This window comes from Roseovarius aestuariivivens, from assembly GCF_004761875.1.
Lineage (GTDB): Bacteria > Pseudomonadota > Alphaproteobacteria > Rhodobacterales > Rhodobacteraceae > Roseovarius > Roseovarius aestuariivivens.
In genome coordinates, this window is the sequence record NZ_SJEY01000008.1 from 186,137 (window position 1) to 202,594 (window position 16,458).

The following is a 16,458-nucleotide window of genomic DNA, read 5'->3' on the forward strand; positions in this document are numbered from 1 at the left end:
CGGACAGGAAGGAATAGAACAATGACTGATTTCACGATGGAAAAAGGCGCCGATGGCGTTGCCGTGATCACTTGGGACACGGTCGGCAAGTCGATGAACGTGATGAACGAGCAGGGCTTTTTCGACCTCGAGGCGCTGATCGACGACGCGCTTGCCGATGACGCAGTGAAGGGAATCGTGCTGACCTCCGGCAAGGAAGGCACGTTCGCCGGGGGTATGGACCTCAACATCATCGCGCGGATGAAAGACATGGCCGGCGACGAGCCCGAGAAGGGTCTCTTCGAAGGCCTGATGCGGATGCACGGCATCCTGCGCAAGATCGAGCGCGGCGGGATGGACGATAAGAACAAGGGCGGCAAGCCGATTGCCTGCTGTCTGCCGGGCACCGCGCTTGGCATCGGGCTTGAGGTCCCGCTGGCCTGTCACCGGATTTTCGCCGCCGACAACCCCAAGGCCAAGATCGGCCTGCCGGAAATCATGGTCGGCATTTTCCCCGGGATGGGCGGCACCACGCGGCTGGTGCGCAAGATGGGCGCGATGGCGGCCTCTCCGCTCTTGCTCGAAGGCAAGCTGAACGACCCCAAGAAGGCGAAAAGCGCCGGGGTGGTCGACGAGGTGGTAGCCCCCGAAGAGCTGCTGGACAAGGCGAAGGAGTGGGTCCTGTCGAACCCCACCATCGTCAAGCCGTGGGACGAAAAGGGTTACAAGATGCCTGGTGGCGCACCCTATCACCCGGCGGGCTTCATGACTTTCGTCGGTGCCTCGGCCATGGTGCATGGCAAGACGCAAGGGGCGTTTCCGGCAGCCAAGGCGCTGCTGAGTGCGGTCTATGAAGGCGCGCTGGTGCCCTTCGACACGGCCATCAAGATCGAGGCGCGGTGGTTTACCAATGTGCTCATGAACCCCTCATCCTCCGCGATGATCCGCTCGCTCTTCATCAACAAGGAAAAGCTGGAGAAGGGTGCAAACCGCCCCGACGTGCCGGACCAGAAGGTGAAGAAGGTCGGCGTCATGGGCGCGGGCATGATGGGCGCGGGCATCGCGCTTGTCTCGGCCATGGCAGGCATGCAGGTCGTGCTGATCGACCAGAAACAGGACGCCGCCGACAAGGGGAAGGCCTATACCGCCGACTACATGGACAAGGGCATCAAGCGCGGCAAGGCCACGGAAGAGAAGAAGGCGGCGACGCTGGATCTGATCACCGCGACCACCGATTATGACGCGCTCACGGGCTGCGACCTGATCATTGAGGCGGTGTTCGAGGACCCGGGCGTGAAGGCCGAGGTTACCAAGAACGTGCTGAAGGTCGTGGGCGACGACTGCATCTTTGCGACCAACACCTCGACCCTGCCGATCACGGAACTGGCCAAGGCGTCTGATAGGCCCGAGAACTTCATCGGGATCCACTTTTTCTCGCCCGTCGAGAAGATGATGCTGGTGGAGATCATCAAGGGTAAGGAGACCGGGCCGCGCGCGGTGGCGAAAGCGCTGGATTACGTCCGCCAGATCAAGAAGACGCCGATCGCCGTCAACGACGCGCGGTTCTTCTACTGCAACCGCTGCATCATTCCGTATATCAACGAGGGCATCCGCATGGTGGCCGAAGGTGTGACGCCTGCGCTGATCGACAATGCGGCGCGCCAGCTGGGCTTTCCCGTGGGGCCGCTGCAACTGGTCGACGAGACCTCGATCGACTTGGGCGCCAAGATCGCGCGGGCGACGAAGGCGGCGATGGGCGATGAATATCCCGATGCCGCTGTAGACGAGGTGATCTTCTGGATGGAAGGCGAAGGCCGTCTGGGACGTAAATCCAACGCAGGCTTCTTCGACTATGACGAGAAGGGCAAGCGTCAGGGTTACTGGCCCGGCCTGGCGGAGAAGTATCCCCATGCCGAAGTGCAGCCCGACCTGATCGAAGTGCAGCATCGCCTGATGTTCGCACAGGTGCTCGAAGCGGTGCGCGCGCTGGAAGAAGGCGTGCTGGAGGATATCCGTGAAGGTGACGTGGGTGCCATACTCGCCTGGGGCTTTGCGCCCTGGTCGGGCGGTCCGTTCGCGTGGCTGGACATCATTGGCGCGCCCTATGCCGCCGAGCGGTGCGATCAGTTGACCGAGAAGTTTGGGGAGCGCTTTGCCACGCCCGCGCTTCTGCGCGAGATGGCGGATAAGAACCAGAGCTTCTATGGCCGGTTCGGCACGCAGGAAGATCAGGCCGCCTAGGTCGCGGCCTCATTGATCCCGAAAAACGTCAGACCCGCGCGGTGGCGAGTTCACCGCGCGGGCCTCTTTACGGCCTGACCCCGTCTGTGAAAATCAAGCCGGCGCAGCCGCCGCCCACACATCCTGGGGGGAATATGTGCGGTCGGTGGTTGCTTCTTCTTCAAGATGAACGGCGAGAAAGCGCGCCTCGTCCATTGGCAGGATCGCGTAATGCGGGCGGGCTTGCTCCGAGCTTGCCGCCGCTTGCAGCACATCGTGGCAAGCCGGGCAGAAAAACAGTGCGCCGTTGTTGGCAAAGACGATCTGATCGTCGGCAAAGTGCAGAACGATGACCTCGATATCGCCTTGCGGGGGCACACGCTCGACCCCGTTGGTGCCCTCTATAGCCTCGGCTGGGATCAGCGAAAACGGATCGCCGTAAAGATCCTCTGCGGCGTCGCTTTCGATCATGACGTTCTGGCCGGGCAGAACGTGCATCACGTCGCGGTTGCCCAGTGCACCCGCAGGCACTTCGAGCGGCCAGAACTGGCGCGGGCAGTCGTCTTCAGCGCTCCAAAGACGAATGCGGCTGACCTTATGCACGGTTTGAAGGCCTGAATCGAAAGTCAGGACCTTATCGCCCTCGGCGATGGCCTCGACCGGGCGCCAGCCCATGGCTGTGGCCACGCTGGTTCCCGCGATCAGGCCCGCCTCGACACTTGTGGCAGCACGTGACAGGCCGGCGAACCCATGCCTCCCGTCTTTTTGCTCCGCGCGAGCAGACATCCATCCGAACATTGCTTCTTTCCCTGGTGTGCCGGTAGCAGCCGGCTTGAGCAGACAATGTCCATCTGGGGTGATTCTCTGGACGCTCCTTGGTCGGAAAAGGGGCCGAAATGAGGCATTGTTGCGAAAACGGGATCAGTTAGAACCGATCTGAAGATCTTTTCTAAAATTCAAAACAACCTTGCCTCAAAAGCGGTAGCTGAAGCGTGCGATATCCTCTGCACAGCATGCTGCAAGGGTCTCAGCGTCTTTGTCTGAATAGTAATTGCGATGACTTTGCGAACGCGCTGAGGCATTTTCATGAGGCAGCTCAAGTTTGAACCCAAGATGTTGCCACAAATGCGCCGCATCCTCCTCGAAATGTTCGAGCCGGATGTAAAGATCTGCATGTTCATTCCCGTCCGCCGCGATCATTGCACGTGGATAGGGATTCTTACGGAAGGATTTCTGCGTGTGCGGTTCGGCGAGAAAACGGGAAAAGGTCATAGTTTGCGCGCGCCTCACGGCCGGATGATCAAAGCGCTGCTCGCGCAGCCAGTGATAGTAGCTGACCGCGCGGTCCCATGGATTGCGAACCAGCGTAAAGCAGAACGCTGCCCCGATCTCTTGCAAGGAGACCAGCCCATCGAGGTCGGCCAGAGTTGAATGTTTCCACAACCGGCCCGCTGTCTTGACCCCCTTGAGGCGCTTGCGCCGGCGCAGGGCCTTAGGCGTGTCGCCGATCAGGATGTCGTCCTTTTTCGCCCGGCCCTCAAGCGCCAACGCCATCGAGGTGCCGCCGGTCTTGGGGATATGCACGAAGATGTAGCCGCGGCCGGGCGAGATGATCATGCTCATCACGCTAGGCTATCGCCCGTCGGCTGCAAAGATGGGTCGCGCCCGAAAACTGCTTTGCTTTCACCGGGGAAATGCGCAATATCCCGGGCGTTTGAATAGCGACAGCGCAACAAGGGGGAGAACCACCATGGGTTGGATGAAGGACGAGACCGGGCTGGACAAGAACGCCGCCAATTTCGTGCCGATGACGCCGCTGTCGCATCTCTATCGGGCGTCTCACGTATTCCCCGACACCGAGGCGCTGGTCTATGGCAATACGCGGCGGACCTTTAAGGAATATTACGAGCGCTGCACCAAACTGGCGTCGGCGCTGGCGAAGGCCGGGGTCAATCCCGGTGACGTGGTGGCGACGCTTCTGCCGAACCTGCCCGCCCATGCCGAGACGCTTTTCGGCGTGCCGGCCTGCGGTGCGGTGGTAAACACAATCAACACGCGGCTCGAGGCCGATACGATTTCCTATATCTTCGAGCACGGCGAGGCGAAGATCGTTCTGGTCGATCCTCAGTTCATGGCGGTGACGAAAGAAGCCATCGACAAGATGGAAGGCCCGGCGCCTCGGATCATCGAGGTGGCCGACCCAGAGGCCGGGCTGGACGCCAGCGGCGAGCATACCGAGTACGAAGAATTTCTTGCGACCGGCGACGCGGATTTCGCATGGATCATGCCGAAGGACGAGTGGGAGAGCCTCGCGCTCAACTACACCTCCGGAACGACGGGACGGCCCAAGGGTGTCGTCTATCATCATCGTGGGGCGTATATCCTGACCATGGGGACCGCTGTGGATTGGCCCCTGCCCCGGCATGCGCGCTATCTGACGATCGTACCGCTCTTTCACTGCAACAACTGGTGCCACACCTGGGCTATGCCGCTGGTCGGTGGCACGGTGGTCTGCTGCCGCGATATCACAGCGGCCAACATATATAACGCCATCGCAGACGAGGGCGTGACCCATTTCGGTGCCGCGCCCATCGTGCTTAACATGATCGTCAACGCAAAGGATGCCGAGCGGCGCGCGTTCGAGCATCAGGTCAATGTATTTACCGCCGGCGCCCCGCCGCCCGCCGCCACCCTGCGCGCGATCGAGCCGCTCGGCTTTTCGGTGACGCAGGTCTACGGGCTGACTGAAACCTACGGTCATGTGACCGAATGCGTCTGGCAGGATCGCTGGGAGGATCTGAAGGACGAAGAGAGGTATGCCATCAAGGCACGTACCGGTGTCCTGATGGGCTTCATGGAAGAGATCACGTCGATGGACCCCGAAACGATGGAGCAGGTGCCGCTTGACGGTGAGACGCAAGGCGAGATCATGATCCGCGGCAACGCCGTGATGAAAGGGTATTATAAGAACCCAGAGGCGACAGCGGAGTCCTTCCGCGGGGGCTACTTCCATTCCGGCGACATCGCCTATCAGCACGAGGACGGATACCTGAAGATCGCGGACCGTGCGAAGGACATCATCATCTCGGGTGGAGAGAATATCAGCTCGGTCGAAATTGAGGGCGTGCTTATGATGCATCCGTCTGTGCTGCTCTGCGCCGTTGTCGCCATGCCAGACGAGAAGTGGGGCGAGGTGCCCTGCGCCTTCGTCGAGGTCAAGGAGAGCGCAACGGTCACTGAGGAAGACCTGATCGCCTTCGCCCGCGAGAAGCTCGCCGGGTTCAAGTCGCCCAAGAAGGTCATGTTCCAGGAGCTGCCCAAGACGTCGACCGGAAAGATCCAGAAGTTCGAATTGCGTAAAGCCTTCAAGAGCGGCTGACCTGCTTGCGATTGCCGCCTTGGCCACAGACGTGATACGCTTGTTCTAAAGAGGCGGAGCAGGCCCAACCGCACATGACGGCTTTAAAGCAATATCAGCGGCTCGAGGCGGCCGGTCTGTGGCGCCCGTCGCCCGACGCGCAGCGCGTAAACGTTGTCGTATCAATTGGAGACGCGACGCTGACCATTTGCGATCTGCGGGACAGACCACTGACGCACTGGTCGCTTGCCGCTATCGAACGGTCCAACCCGGGACAGCGTCCTGCGATTTATCATCCGGACGGCGACATGCAGGAAACGCTGGAGTTGGCCGCCGACGAAAGCGCGATGATCGACGCGATCGAAAAACTGCGCCGCGCAATCGAGCGCGGGCGGCCACGTCCCGGTCGGCTGCGGTTGACAATGTTAGGGCTGTCTTTTGCCGTCCTTGCTGCTGTTATGACCGTCTGGATGCCAGATGCGCTGCGCGGTCACGCCGCCTCTGTCCTGCCAGACGTGAAGCGGATCGAAATCGGTGAGAACTTGCGTCGCGAAATCGAGACGGTGACCGGCCCCCTTTGCACCACGCCAGCGGGTGAGATCGCACTGGGCCGGCTGGCGAGCCGGCTTCCCGGCCCCGAGGGACCGGCCCGTATCGCGGTGTTGCGCAGCGGAGCCCGGCAAAGCGTTGCCCTGCCCGGCGGCACAATTCTGGTCAACCGAACGCTGATCGAGGATTTCGACGAACCGGACGTGCTTGCAGGCTTTGTCGTCGCCGCCCATCTCCGCGCCAGTCTTCGCGATCCGCTCAACCGTCTTCTTGGCGACAGCAGCCTTTGGGACGTGGCGCAGCTTTTGACGACCGGTGTCCTGCCACAAGAGGTTTTGCAGGCACATGCCAGAGCGCTTTTGACCGCAGTCGAGCCCCCAATCCCGGATGAGACCTTGCTGGATGCATTCCGAAGGTGGGCGGTCCGGTCGCGCCCTTATGCCTATGCCGTAGACGTGACAGGGGAAACGACCCTAGGGCTGATCGAAGCCGATCCCTTCGCCCGAGACATCCCGCCGCCGCTCTTGAGCGATGCGGACTGGCTGCAACTTCAGGGGATCTGCACCCGCTGAACACAGCCACGCCGACAACCGACGCGGCCTCGGTTCATCTCATTTCCGAAGTTTCGCTCCGCCATAGCCGGCGGCCCGCACCTTCGACAATGCCGCGTGCAACTGCGATTGTGTGCCGAACGGCCCTGTTACCACAAGCGTATAAGCCTTGCCGTTGCGGTTCAGCGTCCCGGTCTTGGCCGGCAGTCCGCGCTGCGCCAACTTCCTCGCGGCGCGCTTGCCTTGAGCCGCGTCGGCAAAGATGCCCACCTGGACGTAGCGATGACTTGCCGCCTTCGCCGGTGTTTTAGGCACCGAGCGCGTGGAAATGGTTGGAGTATTAACTGTCTGCCGCTGCGCGACGGTCGTAGCAGGCTGCCTGGCCGGTGTCGCGCTTGCCACATGGCGGATCCGGCCGTCCCGTCCACGGGTCACGCGGATCGGCTCTTGCATCACCACACCGCGCGTTGACACGGTCACGCCGGCGGCGCGCTGCTGTTCGAAACTGGTGTAGGGATACTGCAGGCCCGGATACCGGTAGGTCACTTCACGCCCCGTCATCCGCTCGATCAGGCGGCGCGGCACGGTGTTGGTCCAGAGGACATCGGATTGCGCCATGCCTGCAAAAGTCTGGTGCGCGCGCTCTGGGTTAAGACGGTCATCCTCCCAGACCGGCTGATATCCCGGAGGCACGCTAAGCCCGGTTGCGTTGACTTGCTTGGTGTAGACATGTCTTGGCACGACGCGCGTCTGGTTCGTCACGACAGCGCGCGGCGCGGGCTGAGGCGCAGGCGATACGCTACGCACGGGCGACGGCTGCATGGCGGGGGCAGTTGTCGCACGTACCACATGGACAGGACGCATGGTCGGTCCAGCCCCACCACCGCCGGATATCACCGTGCTGTGCGGTTGCGTCTGTGGTCCGCAGCGCACAGTCACGCCCGGTTTGGCGCGCAAATAGTGAGACGAAATCGGACTCGCCCCCTGACAGGCGGGCTCGCCTTGGGCAACCTGCGGCGCGACCTTTCGGACCGTCACGGTCTTTGCCCCGGTCGCCTGTGCCTTGGCAGCGCTGACCGGCTTGGGCGCAGGGGCAGCTTTCGCCCGGGCCGTTTGCACGGGCGCGGGCCGGATGACCGTGACTGCCGGCGCCGGTGCCCGGCGCACGATCTGGGATTGCGCCGTCGGCGCGCTGCGTCGTGCGGGCGTCGCGGCAGGTGCGCGGGTCTTGGTCGTGGGCGCCGTGGCCGGCTGTGGGCGCGCTTCGCGCGGAACGATTATCTGCACCGGCTCGGCAGCCGCTGTGCGGCGCGTCGGCGCAGGCGCCGCTTGTGCCTGCGCCGTGGATAAAGAGGGCTTGAAGCCGCAGATCACCTTTCGGTTGCGCGTCATGCGCGGAATCCACGAGGTCTGGCCGTCGATACCGGCGCGAATATAGACGCATCCCTTGCTGTCGACATATTGCCGGCCGGTGTAGGATGCGGGCGGAAATTCGGCTGGAACCTGAATGTTCGACCGGCTCTGCGCGATCGCGTGACCGTCGGCGAACGAAATGGCGAAAGCAGCAATCGCCAATACTCGTATCAGTGTCATTTTGCCCCCAAGACAGTTGTCTCAAGAGTGCATGATTATCTGCATTGAGTAAACAATAATTCGCCTATTTAGTGCCGAACATCCGGTCACCCGCATCCCCTAGCCCCGGAAGGATATATCCTACATCATTCAGGCACGTGTCGAGAGCCGCTGTCACAATGGGAACATCAGGATGCGCCTCTTTCATGCGGGCCACGCCTTCGGGCGCCGCAAGAAGACACAGGAATCGGATATCACGCGCGCCGGCTTTCTTGAGCAGATCTACGGCCGCGGCCGACGAATTACCGGTGGCCAGCATCGGGTCCACCACGATCGTCAGGCGTTGACCAAGCTGGTCGGGAACCTTGAAATAATACTGCACGGGCTGCAGCGTCTTCTCATCCCGGTAAAGCCCGACGAACCCGACCCGCGCCGAGGGGATCAGTTCTAGCATCCCGTCCAAAAGCCCGTTGCCCGCCCGCAGAATGGACACCAGCGCCAGTTTGCGCCCCGCGAGCACCGGCGCTTCCATTTCCTGCAGGGGCGTTTCGATCACCTTTGTCGTCATCGCCAGTTCATGCGTGACCTCGTAGGCCAGCAGCTGACTGATTTCGCGCAAGAGCTGCCGAAAGACCGCCGTGGGCGTGTGCTTGTCGCGCATCAGGGTCAGTTTGTGCTGCACGAGGGGATGTGTGACGACGGTCAGGTGGTTTTCCATGATCTCTCCGGTCCTGTCGGGGCGCGTGTGGCCTCTGTTTTCCAGAAACCGCCGCAAAGGGCAACGCCGCGCGCGGCTCAGGGCAACCGGTTTCTGCCCGGGCCCTCGTTCGGTACGCCGAGATGCGCGGCCACGCAGGCGGCCACGTCAACGAAGTCCATCCAGCCCAGCTTTCCCGGGCCGAGCCCGGCGATCAGGACGGGCACGCATTCCCGGGTATGGTCTGTGCCCGGCGCGGTCGGATCGTTACCATGATCGGCGGTGATCACCATGATGTCGCCACCACGCAGCGCCGCAAGGACCGGACCGATCGCAGCGTCGAACCACTCCAGCGCCTGCGCGTAACCTGCCGCATCCCTGCGATGACCGTAAAGGCTATCAAATTCCACGAAATTGACAAAAGTGAGTGAGCCGTCCTCGGCCTCTTGGACGGCGCGGGACAAATGCGCCATCAGCGCTGCATCACTGCCTTTGGCCAATGTGTCGATCCCCCGCATCGAGAAGATGTCGCCGATTTTGCCAAGGGCATGAACCCTGCGGCCCGAGGCATGAACCCAGTCGCACAGTGTCCGGCTTGGCGGCGGCATGGCGAAATCGCGCCGGTTGCCGGTACGGGTGAAACCAGTCTGCGCGGTGCCCACGAAAGGACGCGCAATCACCCGGCCGACCCCCATTCCGTGCAGGACAGGCGCAAGGCGCGCGCAGGTCTCCATCAGGCGGTCAAGCCCGAAGCGTTCTTCGTGCGCGGCGATCTGGAAGACACTGTCGGTTGAGGTGTAGCAGATCGGCCAGCCGGTGCGCATGTGTTCCGCCCCGAGCCGGTCGAGGATCTCGGTCCCGGACGCGTGGCAGTTTCCCAGTATACCATCCGTGCCCGCCTCTTTCTGAACGCGTGCAACCAGCTCATCCGGAAAGGCAGGGGTCTTTTGCGGGAAGACGTGCAGCGGTTTGTCCACCGGAGCACCCGCCAGATCCAAGTGCCCGGACGGAGTGTCCTTTCCCGCCGCCTGCGGCACCGCGACGCCCCAAAGGCCCCCAGGTCGCGCCGCTAGGCCCGGGGCGGTCTGGCCCGAGGCCTGCCGGAGCGCAGCGCCCAGTCCGAGCGCATCGAGATTTGGCAGGTGAAGTCCGCCGTCCTGCGCCTGTGCGATATGCCCTAGGGTGTTGGCCGCAGTATCCGCCACACCGCCACTGCTGTAGTTCGCCGCGTCCGGCGCAGCGCCGATCCCGACGGAGTCCATCACAACGAGAAACGCGCGTGTCACAACCCGATCCGGTCATGGACCAGCGGCGGAATCTCCGGACATGTGTCGGTGATCTCGATGGCGCGGCCAATCGCGGCCTCGGCGGCATCGGCATGAGGCGACCGGCTGGCGTGCAGTCGCAGGAGAGGTTGACCGCGCGTGACCGGCGTGCCGAGCGGCAGGATGTCCGACAGACCCACGGCAGGATCGATCCGGTCTGTTTCGACGTTGCGCCCGCCGCCAAGACCGACCACGGCCCGTCCCAGTACGGTACCGTCGATGGCCCCGATATAACCATCGCGCGGCGCTTTCACTTCGCGGATCACAGTGGCTTCGGGCAGGAACCGCGCCCACGAGTCTACAAAGCCGATCGGTCCGCCCATCGCTGCGATCATGCGGCCGAAAATCTCCGCCGCGGTGCCTGACCCGATGGCCTCTGCGATCCTCTCAGCGCCCTGAGCCTCGGTATCGCAAAGCCCTCCAAGCCGTAAAGCGGCGCCGCCAAGCGTGCAGGTCAGGTCGTGCAGCGGTCCAGTCCTCACCCCGGTGATGACTTCCATCGCGGAAGCCACTTCGACCGCGTTGCCCGCTGCTGGCGCCAGAGGCTGGTTCATGTCCGATATGATCGCACCGGTACGGCAGCCCGCGGCGTTCGCGGTCTCGACCAGCGCATCGGCCAGCGCCCGCGCCTCGCCAAGCGTGCGCATGAACGCCCCCGAGCCGACTGTGACGTCAAGCACAAGTCCTTGCAATCCGGCCGCCAGCTTCTTGGAAAGGATCGAGGCGGTAATGAGATCAAGGCTTTCGACGGTGGCGGACACGTCGCGGATCGCGTAAAGCCGCCTGTCGGCGGGCGCCAAAGTCGTGTTGGCCGCCGCGATAACCACACCCAGGTTTTCCACGATCAGGCGCATCTTGGCGTCCGGCAGATCGGTTCCCACGCCAGGTATCGCCTCGAGCTTGTCGAGCGTCCCACCGGTATGACCCAGCCCGCGACCCGAGATCATCGGAACACAGGCACCGCAGGCAGCCAACGCAGGAGCAAGGACGAGGCTCACGCAGTCGCCGATCCCACCAGTGGAATGCTTGTCGAGCACGGGCCGTCCTGCGGCCCAAGACAGCACTTTGCCGCTGTCGCGCATGCCCAGCGTGAGCTCGGTACGCGCCGGTCTGTCCAACCCGCGAAGCAAAACCGCCATGGCAAACGCCCCGGCCTGTGCGTCGCTGACCGCGCCAGTGGCCAGTCCGTCGGCAAATTCCAACAGCGCACCTTGAGGAAGCTGAGCGCCATCGCGGATGGCTTCAATGGTGTCCCGGGCCGTCACCTGTCAGCGACGCCCAAATGCGATGGTCCGAAGGCTCCCGGCAATAGTTCGGCCAGGGTGGTCCGTTCGATCGTTCCATCGAGCGCGGCGATAGCGACAGGCACTTCCCCCGCGCCGAACTCGACCAGTTTCTGGCGGCATCCGCCGCAGGGCGCTGCAGGTCTCGTGTCACCGCCGACCACCCCGACAGCCGTCAGCCGCGTCTCGCCTGCTGCGATCATCGCGGCAAGCGCGCCAGCCTCGGCGCAGGTCCCTTCCGGGAACGCCGCGTTTTCCACATTGCATCCCACATAGACCATGCCCGTGGCTCCGCGCAACGCGGCGCCCACCGCATAACCGGAATAGGGCGCATAGGCGTTCTCGCGCACGGCCCGCGCCTGCGCCAGAAGCTCGTTCTCATCGTCTTGTGTCATGCGTAACCTGCCGCTTTCCCTCTCCGCTGGCGCCATGTTTGCGCAGCCAGCCCACCGGATGCAAGACACCGCTCGAAGTGCCATACCCGGTTGCGAAAACCAGAAGATGGTTTAAGGCTAAACAACACCCCGGCGGAGAGAAGCGAATGACCGATAGCCCCAACGATCCCCTGCGCGAAGCGGCGCTCGCCTATCACGAGTTTCCCAAACCAGGCAAGCTGGAGATCCGGGCGACAAAGCCGCTGGCCAACGGTCGCGACCTTGCCCGGGCCTATTCGCCCGGCGTGGCCGAGGCGTGCCTTCAGATCAAAGCAAATCCCGATGACGCGCGCCGTTATACCGCGCGGGGCAATCAGGTCGCGGTCGTCACCAACGGCACCGCCGTTCTTGGACTGGGCAATATCGGGGCACTGGCCGCAAAGCCGGTGATGGAAGGCAAGGCGGTTCTTTTCAAGAAATTCGCCAATATCGACTGCTTCGATATCGAACTCAACGAGTCCGATCCCGAAAAGCTGGCCGATATCGTGTGCGCTCTTGAACCTACTTTCGGCGCGATCAACCTTGAGGACATAAAGGCGCCCGATTGCTTCATCGTCGAGAAGATTTGCCGCGAGCGGATGAATATCCCCGTGTTCCACGACGATCAGCACGGCACTGCCATTGTGGTCGGCGCCGCCGCGCGTAACGCGCTTTTCGTGGCTCAAAAAGAGTTCTCGGAGATTAAGATCGTCTCCACAGGCGGCGGGGCTGCGGGCATCGCCTGTCTGAACCTGTTGCTGAAGCTGGGCGTGAAGCGCGAAAACGTCTGGCTCTGCGACATTCACGGGCTGGTCTACAAGGGTCGCACCGAAGATATGAATCCGCAGAAAGAGGCCTTTGCGCAGGACACCGACCTGCGCACGCTGGATGAGGTGATCGAAGGCGCGGACCTCTTCCTTGGGCTGTCCGGAGCGGAGGTGCTTAAGCCCGAGCATGTCAAGAAGATGACCGGCCGCCCGATCATTCTTGCCCTGGCCAATCCGGTGCCAGAGATTTGGCCGGACCTGGCGCGCGACGTGGCCCCGGATGCGATCATTGCCACGGGCCGCAGCGACTTTCCCAATCAGGTCAACAACGTCCTGTGCTTTCCGTTCATCTTTCGCGGTGCGCTCGACGTCGCCGCAACCGAAATCAATGACGAAATGGAAATCGCATGTGTCGAGGCCATCGCCGAGCTTGCGCGCGCGACCACTTCGGCCGAGGCGGCGGCGGCCTACCAGGGCGAGCAATTGACCTTCGGGGCCGACTATCTGATCCCGAAGCCGTTTGATCCTCGCCTGTCAAGCGTCGTGCCGGCCGCAGTGGCCCGCGCGGCGATGGAAAGCGGGGTCGCCAAACGCCCGCTTGAGGATCTCGTGGCCTACCGCGAAAAGCTGAACGCGTCGGTGTTCAAGTCCGCTCTTCTGATGCGCCCGGTCTTCGAGGCCGCAGCCACCGCGTCGCGCCGGATCGTCTTTGCCGAGGGCGAAGACGAGCGTGTTCTGCGCGCGGCTCAGGCCATTCTGGAGGAAACCACCGAATTGCCGATTCTCATCGGGCGACCGGACGTGATCGCGCAGCGGTGTGAACGGATCGGTCTTCAGATCCGTCCGGACGAGGATTTCAGCATCGTGAACCCTGAGCGCGACCACCGGTATCGAGACTACTGGGCGACCTACCACGACATCATGAAACGCCGGGGCGTAACGCCGGATCTGGCAAAAGCGATCATGCGCACCAACACAACCGCCATCGGGGCCGTAATGGTTTATCGGGGCGAGGCGGATTCGATGATCTGCGGGTGCTTTGGCGAATACCGCTGGCATCTGAACTACGTGACGCAGGTCTTGGGCGATGCGCAGCATCATCCGCATGGCGCGCTGTCGCTGATGATCCTCGAGGATGGCCCTCTTTTCATCGCTGACACCCATGTGCGCAGCCGGCCAACGCCAGAGGAACTTGCCGAGACCGCCATCGGGGCCGCGCGCCACGTCCGCCGCTTCGGTCTGGAGCCAAAGATTGCCTTCTGCTCTCAATCACAATTTGGCAATCAGGGCAGCGATTCAGGAAACAGATTACGGGCGGCGCTGGAAATCCTCGACAGCCGGACGCGCGACTTTGTCTACGAGGGTGAAATGAACCTGGACGCTGCGCTGGACCCCGAGTTGCGCGAACGGCTTTTGCCCGGCAACCGGATGGAAGGCGCCGCAAATGTCCTGTTGTTCTCGAACGGGGACACGGCCTCAGGAGTGCGCAACATCCTCAAAATGAAATCCGGTGGATTAGAGGTCGGGCCGCTGCTGATGGGAATGGGTAACCGGGCGCATATCGTGACGCCATCTATTACGGCGCGGGGCCTTCTGAACATGGCCGCGATCGCCGGCACGCCGGTCGCCCATTACGGCTAGTGCAAGCGGGTCTTTGCAAACCGGTGTGACAATTGCAAACTAGCTCGGGAAATCCGCGCGACTTTGCAAATCTTGCTGCAGGTTCTGGCTTGGCGGCGGCGGTCACCCTGCGATAATCTGCCACGCCGAGGCTACCGAGACTTGCCGCAACGGCAAACGATCCCGTAACGCTATCGCGGACACCGGAGGAGAATACCATGGGATACAAAGAGGTCTACGAAAGCTGGAAACAGGATCCTGAAACCTTCTGGATGCAAGCAGCCGATGCAATCGACTGGGATCGCAAACCGTCGAAAGCGCTCTTTGACGACAACGCTCCGATATATGAATGGTACAGCGATGGCATGGTCAATACCTGCTGGAACGCGGTAGACCGCCATGTCGAGAGCGGACGCGCCGATCAGGCCGCAGTAATTTATGACAGCCCGATCACCGGACGGAAAGAGACGATCACCTACATCCAACTGCGCGACCGGGTCGCATCGCTGGCCGGCGCGCTAAAGGCCAAGGGGGTCGAGAAGGGCGACAGGGTCATCATCTACATGCCCATGGTCCCTCAAGCGCTGGAAGCAATGCTGGCCTGCGCCCGTCTAGGCGCAATCCATTCCGTCGTCTTCGGTGGGTTTGCCGCCAACGAACTTGCCGTGCGGATCGACGATGCCAAGCCGAAAGCGGTGATTGCCGCCTCCTGCGGGTTGGAGCCGGGCCGTGTGGTCAGCTACAAACCGCTTCTCGACGGCGCGATCGAGATGGCGGCGCACAAGCCTGACTTTACCGTGATCCTGCAGCGCGAGGAACATGAGGCCACACTGAAGGACGGATACGATTTTGATTGGTACGAGTTGCAAAAGGGCGTCGCGCCCGCCGATTGCGTGCCGGTCGAGGGCAATCATCCGGCATACATCCTTTACACGTCCGGGACGACCGGTGCGCCCAAGGGCGTGGTGCGCGCCACGGCCGGACATCTCGTTGCGCTGAACTGGTCGATGAAGAACATCTACAATGTCGAGCCCGGCGAGGTGTTCTGGGCGGCTTCGGATGTGGGCTGGGTCGTCGGTCACAGCTATATCTGTTACGGGCCGCTTATTCACGGCAACACCACGATCGTCTTCGAGGGCAAGCCGGTCGGCACGCCCGATGCAGGCACGTTCTGGCGCGTCATCGAAGAGCACAAGGTGCGGTCGTTCTTCACCGCTCCAACCGCCTTTCGCGCGGTCAAGCGAGAGGATCCCAAGGGCGAATACCTCAAGAAATACGACCTTTCGAACCTGCGCGCGATCTATCTTGCGGGAGAACGCGCCGATCCCGACACCATCGAGTGGACCCAGGCCATGACCGGCAAGCCGGTCTATGACCACTGGTGGCAGACCGAGACCGGCTGGACAATCGCCGGCAATCCCGTGGGGATCGAGGCGATGCCGGTCAAGATCGGCTCGCCGACCGTGGCGATGCCGGGCTATGACGTACAGATCCTCGACGAGGCAGGTCATCCCGTGGGTCCGAACACGCTTGGCGCGATTGCGGTCAAGCTTCCCCTTCCGCCCGGCACACTGCCGACGCTCTGGGGTGCGGAGGAACGGTTCCGGAAGAGCTATCTCACGACGTTTCCGGGCTATTACGAGACTGGCGACGCAGGCATGATCGATGAGGACGGGTACCTTTACATCATGGCGCGCACCGACGACGTGATCAACGTTGCGGGTCACCGCCTCTCCACCGGCGCGATGGAAGAGGTTCTTGCCAGCCACCCGGACGTTGCCGAATGCGCCGTGATCGGCGTCTCGGATCAGCTCAAGGGCCAGCTTCCTGTGGGCTTTGTGTGCTTGACCAAGGGCGTCGACCGCCCACACGAGGAAATCACAGCGGAATGCGTAAAACTGGTTCGCGACAAGATCGGCCCGGTGGCCGCCTTCAAGCTGGCTCTGGTCGTCGATCGTCTGCCTAAGACGCGCTCGGGCAAGATTCTGCGGGCGACTATGGTGAAAATCGCTGACAACGAGGAATTCCGTTTGCCCGCGACAATCGACGATCCGGCCATCCTCGATGAGATCAAGACCGCCCTTCAGAGCATCGGCTATGGGGCCAAATAGACAAGGCCCGACA

12 protein-coding genes are annotated in these 16,458 nt (G+C 62.4%); 5 read left to right on the plus strand and 7 right to left on the minus strand.

Annotated features, from left to right (window positions below):
• Positions 1-21: 21 nt before the first annotated feature.
• Positions 22-2,220 carry a 3-hydroxyacyl-CoA dehydrogenase NAD-binding domain-containing protein gene (locus EZV60_RS14200; RefSeq protein WP_135506253.1) on the plus strand — a complete coding sequence of 733 codons (2,199 nt, stop codon included), beginning with the start codon at positions 22-24 and terminating at the stop codon, positions 2,218-2,220.
• 93 nt (positions 2,221-2,313) lie between these two features.
• Here EZV60_RS14200 and EZV60_RS14205 read toward each other — a convergent pair whose 3' ends face one another.
• Positions 2,314-2,997: a Hint domain-containing protein gene (locus EZV60_RS14205; protein WP_135506254.1), complete on the minus strand. Its 684-nt coding sequence runs from the start codon at positions 2,995-2,997 to the stop codon at positions 2,314-2,316.
• A 174-nt stretch (positions 2,998-3,171) separates the two neighbouring features.
• On the minus strand, positions 3,172-3,816 hold the full coding sequence (locus tag EZV60_RS14210) for a sulfotransferase family 2 domain-containing protein (protein WP_135506329.1): 645 nt from the start codon (positions 3,814-3,816) through the stop codon (positions 3,172-3,174).
• Between the two features lie 133 nt (positions 3,817-3,949).
• On the opposite strand from EZV60_RS14210, the gene EZV60_RS14215 reads away from it, so the two are divergent.
• On the plus strand, positions 3,950-5,578 hold the full coding sequence (locus tag EZV60_RS14215) for an AMP-binding protein (RefSeq protein WP_135506255.1): 1,629 nt from the start codon (positions 3,950-3,952) through the stop codon (positions 5,576-5,578).
• 74 nt (positions 5,579-5,652) lie between these two features.
• Positions 5,653-6,678: a M48 family metalloprotease gene (locus EZV60_RS14220; protein WP_135506256.1), complete on the plus strand. Its 1,026-nt coding sequence runs from the start codon at positions 5,653-5,655 to the stop codon at positions 6,676-6,678.
• Positions 6,679-6,717: 39 nt separating this feature from the next.
• On the opposite strand, the gene EZV60_RS14225 is transcribed toward EZV60_RS14220, so the two are convergent.
• The 5 genes from EZV60_RS14225 to EZV60_RS14245 form a co-directional block, all read right to left on the minus strand.
• Positions 6,718-8,250: an SPOR domain-containing protein gene (locus EZV60_RS14225; protein WP_135506257.1), complete on the minus strand. Its 1,533-nt coding sequence runs from the start codon at positions 8,248-8,250 to the stop codon at positions 6,718-6,720.
• A gap of 64 nt (positions 8,251-8,314) precedes the next feature.
• Positions 8,315-8,947 carry a uracil phosphoribosyltransferase gene (upp, locus tag EZV60_RS14230; protein ID WP_135506258.1) on the minus strand — a complete coding sequence of 211 codons (633 nt, stop codon included), beginning with the start codon at positions 8,945-8,947 and terminating at the stop codon, positions 8,315-8,317.
• Positions 8,948-9,024: 77 nt separating this feature from the next.
• Positions 9,025-10,212 (minus strand): phosphopentomutase, encoded by a 1,188-nt coding sequence (locus EZV60_RS14235; protein ID WP_135506259.1) that lies wholly within the window; start codon positions 10,210-10,212, stop codon positions 9,025-9,027.
• The gene (locus EZV60_RS14240; RefSeq protein WP_135506260.1) at positions 10,209-11,516 is read right to left on the minus strand and encodes a thymidine phosphorylase; all 1,308 of its coding nucleotides are present in this window, start codon (positions 11,514-11,516) and stop codon (positions 10,209-10,211) included. Before EZV60_RS14240 ends, EZV60_RS14235 begins: the two co-directional genes overlap by 4 nt.
• Positions 11,513-11,929 (minus strand): cytidine deaminase, encoded by a 417-nt coding sequence (locus EZV60_RS14245; protein WP_135506261.1) that lies wholly within the window; start codon positions 11,927-11,929, stop codon positions 11,513-11,515. The genes EZV60_RS14240 and EZV60_RS14245 overlap by 4 nt, the downstream gene beginning before the upstream one ends.
• A 146-nt stretch (positions 11,930-12,075) precedes the next feature.
• Here EZV60_RS14245 and EZV60_RS14250 point away from each other — a divergent pair, with 146 nt between their 5' ends.
• Both EZV60_RS14250 and EZV60_RS14255 read left to right on the plus strand, forming a co-directional pair.
• Positions 12,076-14,355, plus strand: coding sequence for an NADP-dependent malic enzyme (locus EZV60_RS14250; protein WP_135506262.1), 2,280 nt, complete (start codon positions 12,076-12,078; stop codon positions 14,353-14,355).
• A 197-nt stretch (positions 14,356-14,552) separates the two neighbouring features.
• Positions 14,553-16,445 (plus strand): propionyl-CoA synthetase, encoded by a 1,893-nt coding sequence (locus EZV60_RS14255; RefSeq protein WP_135506263.1) that lies wholly within the window; start codon positions 14,553-14,555, stop codon positions 16,443-16,445.
• Positions 16,446-16,458 lie beyond the last annotated feature (13 nt).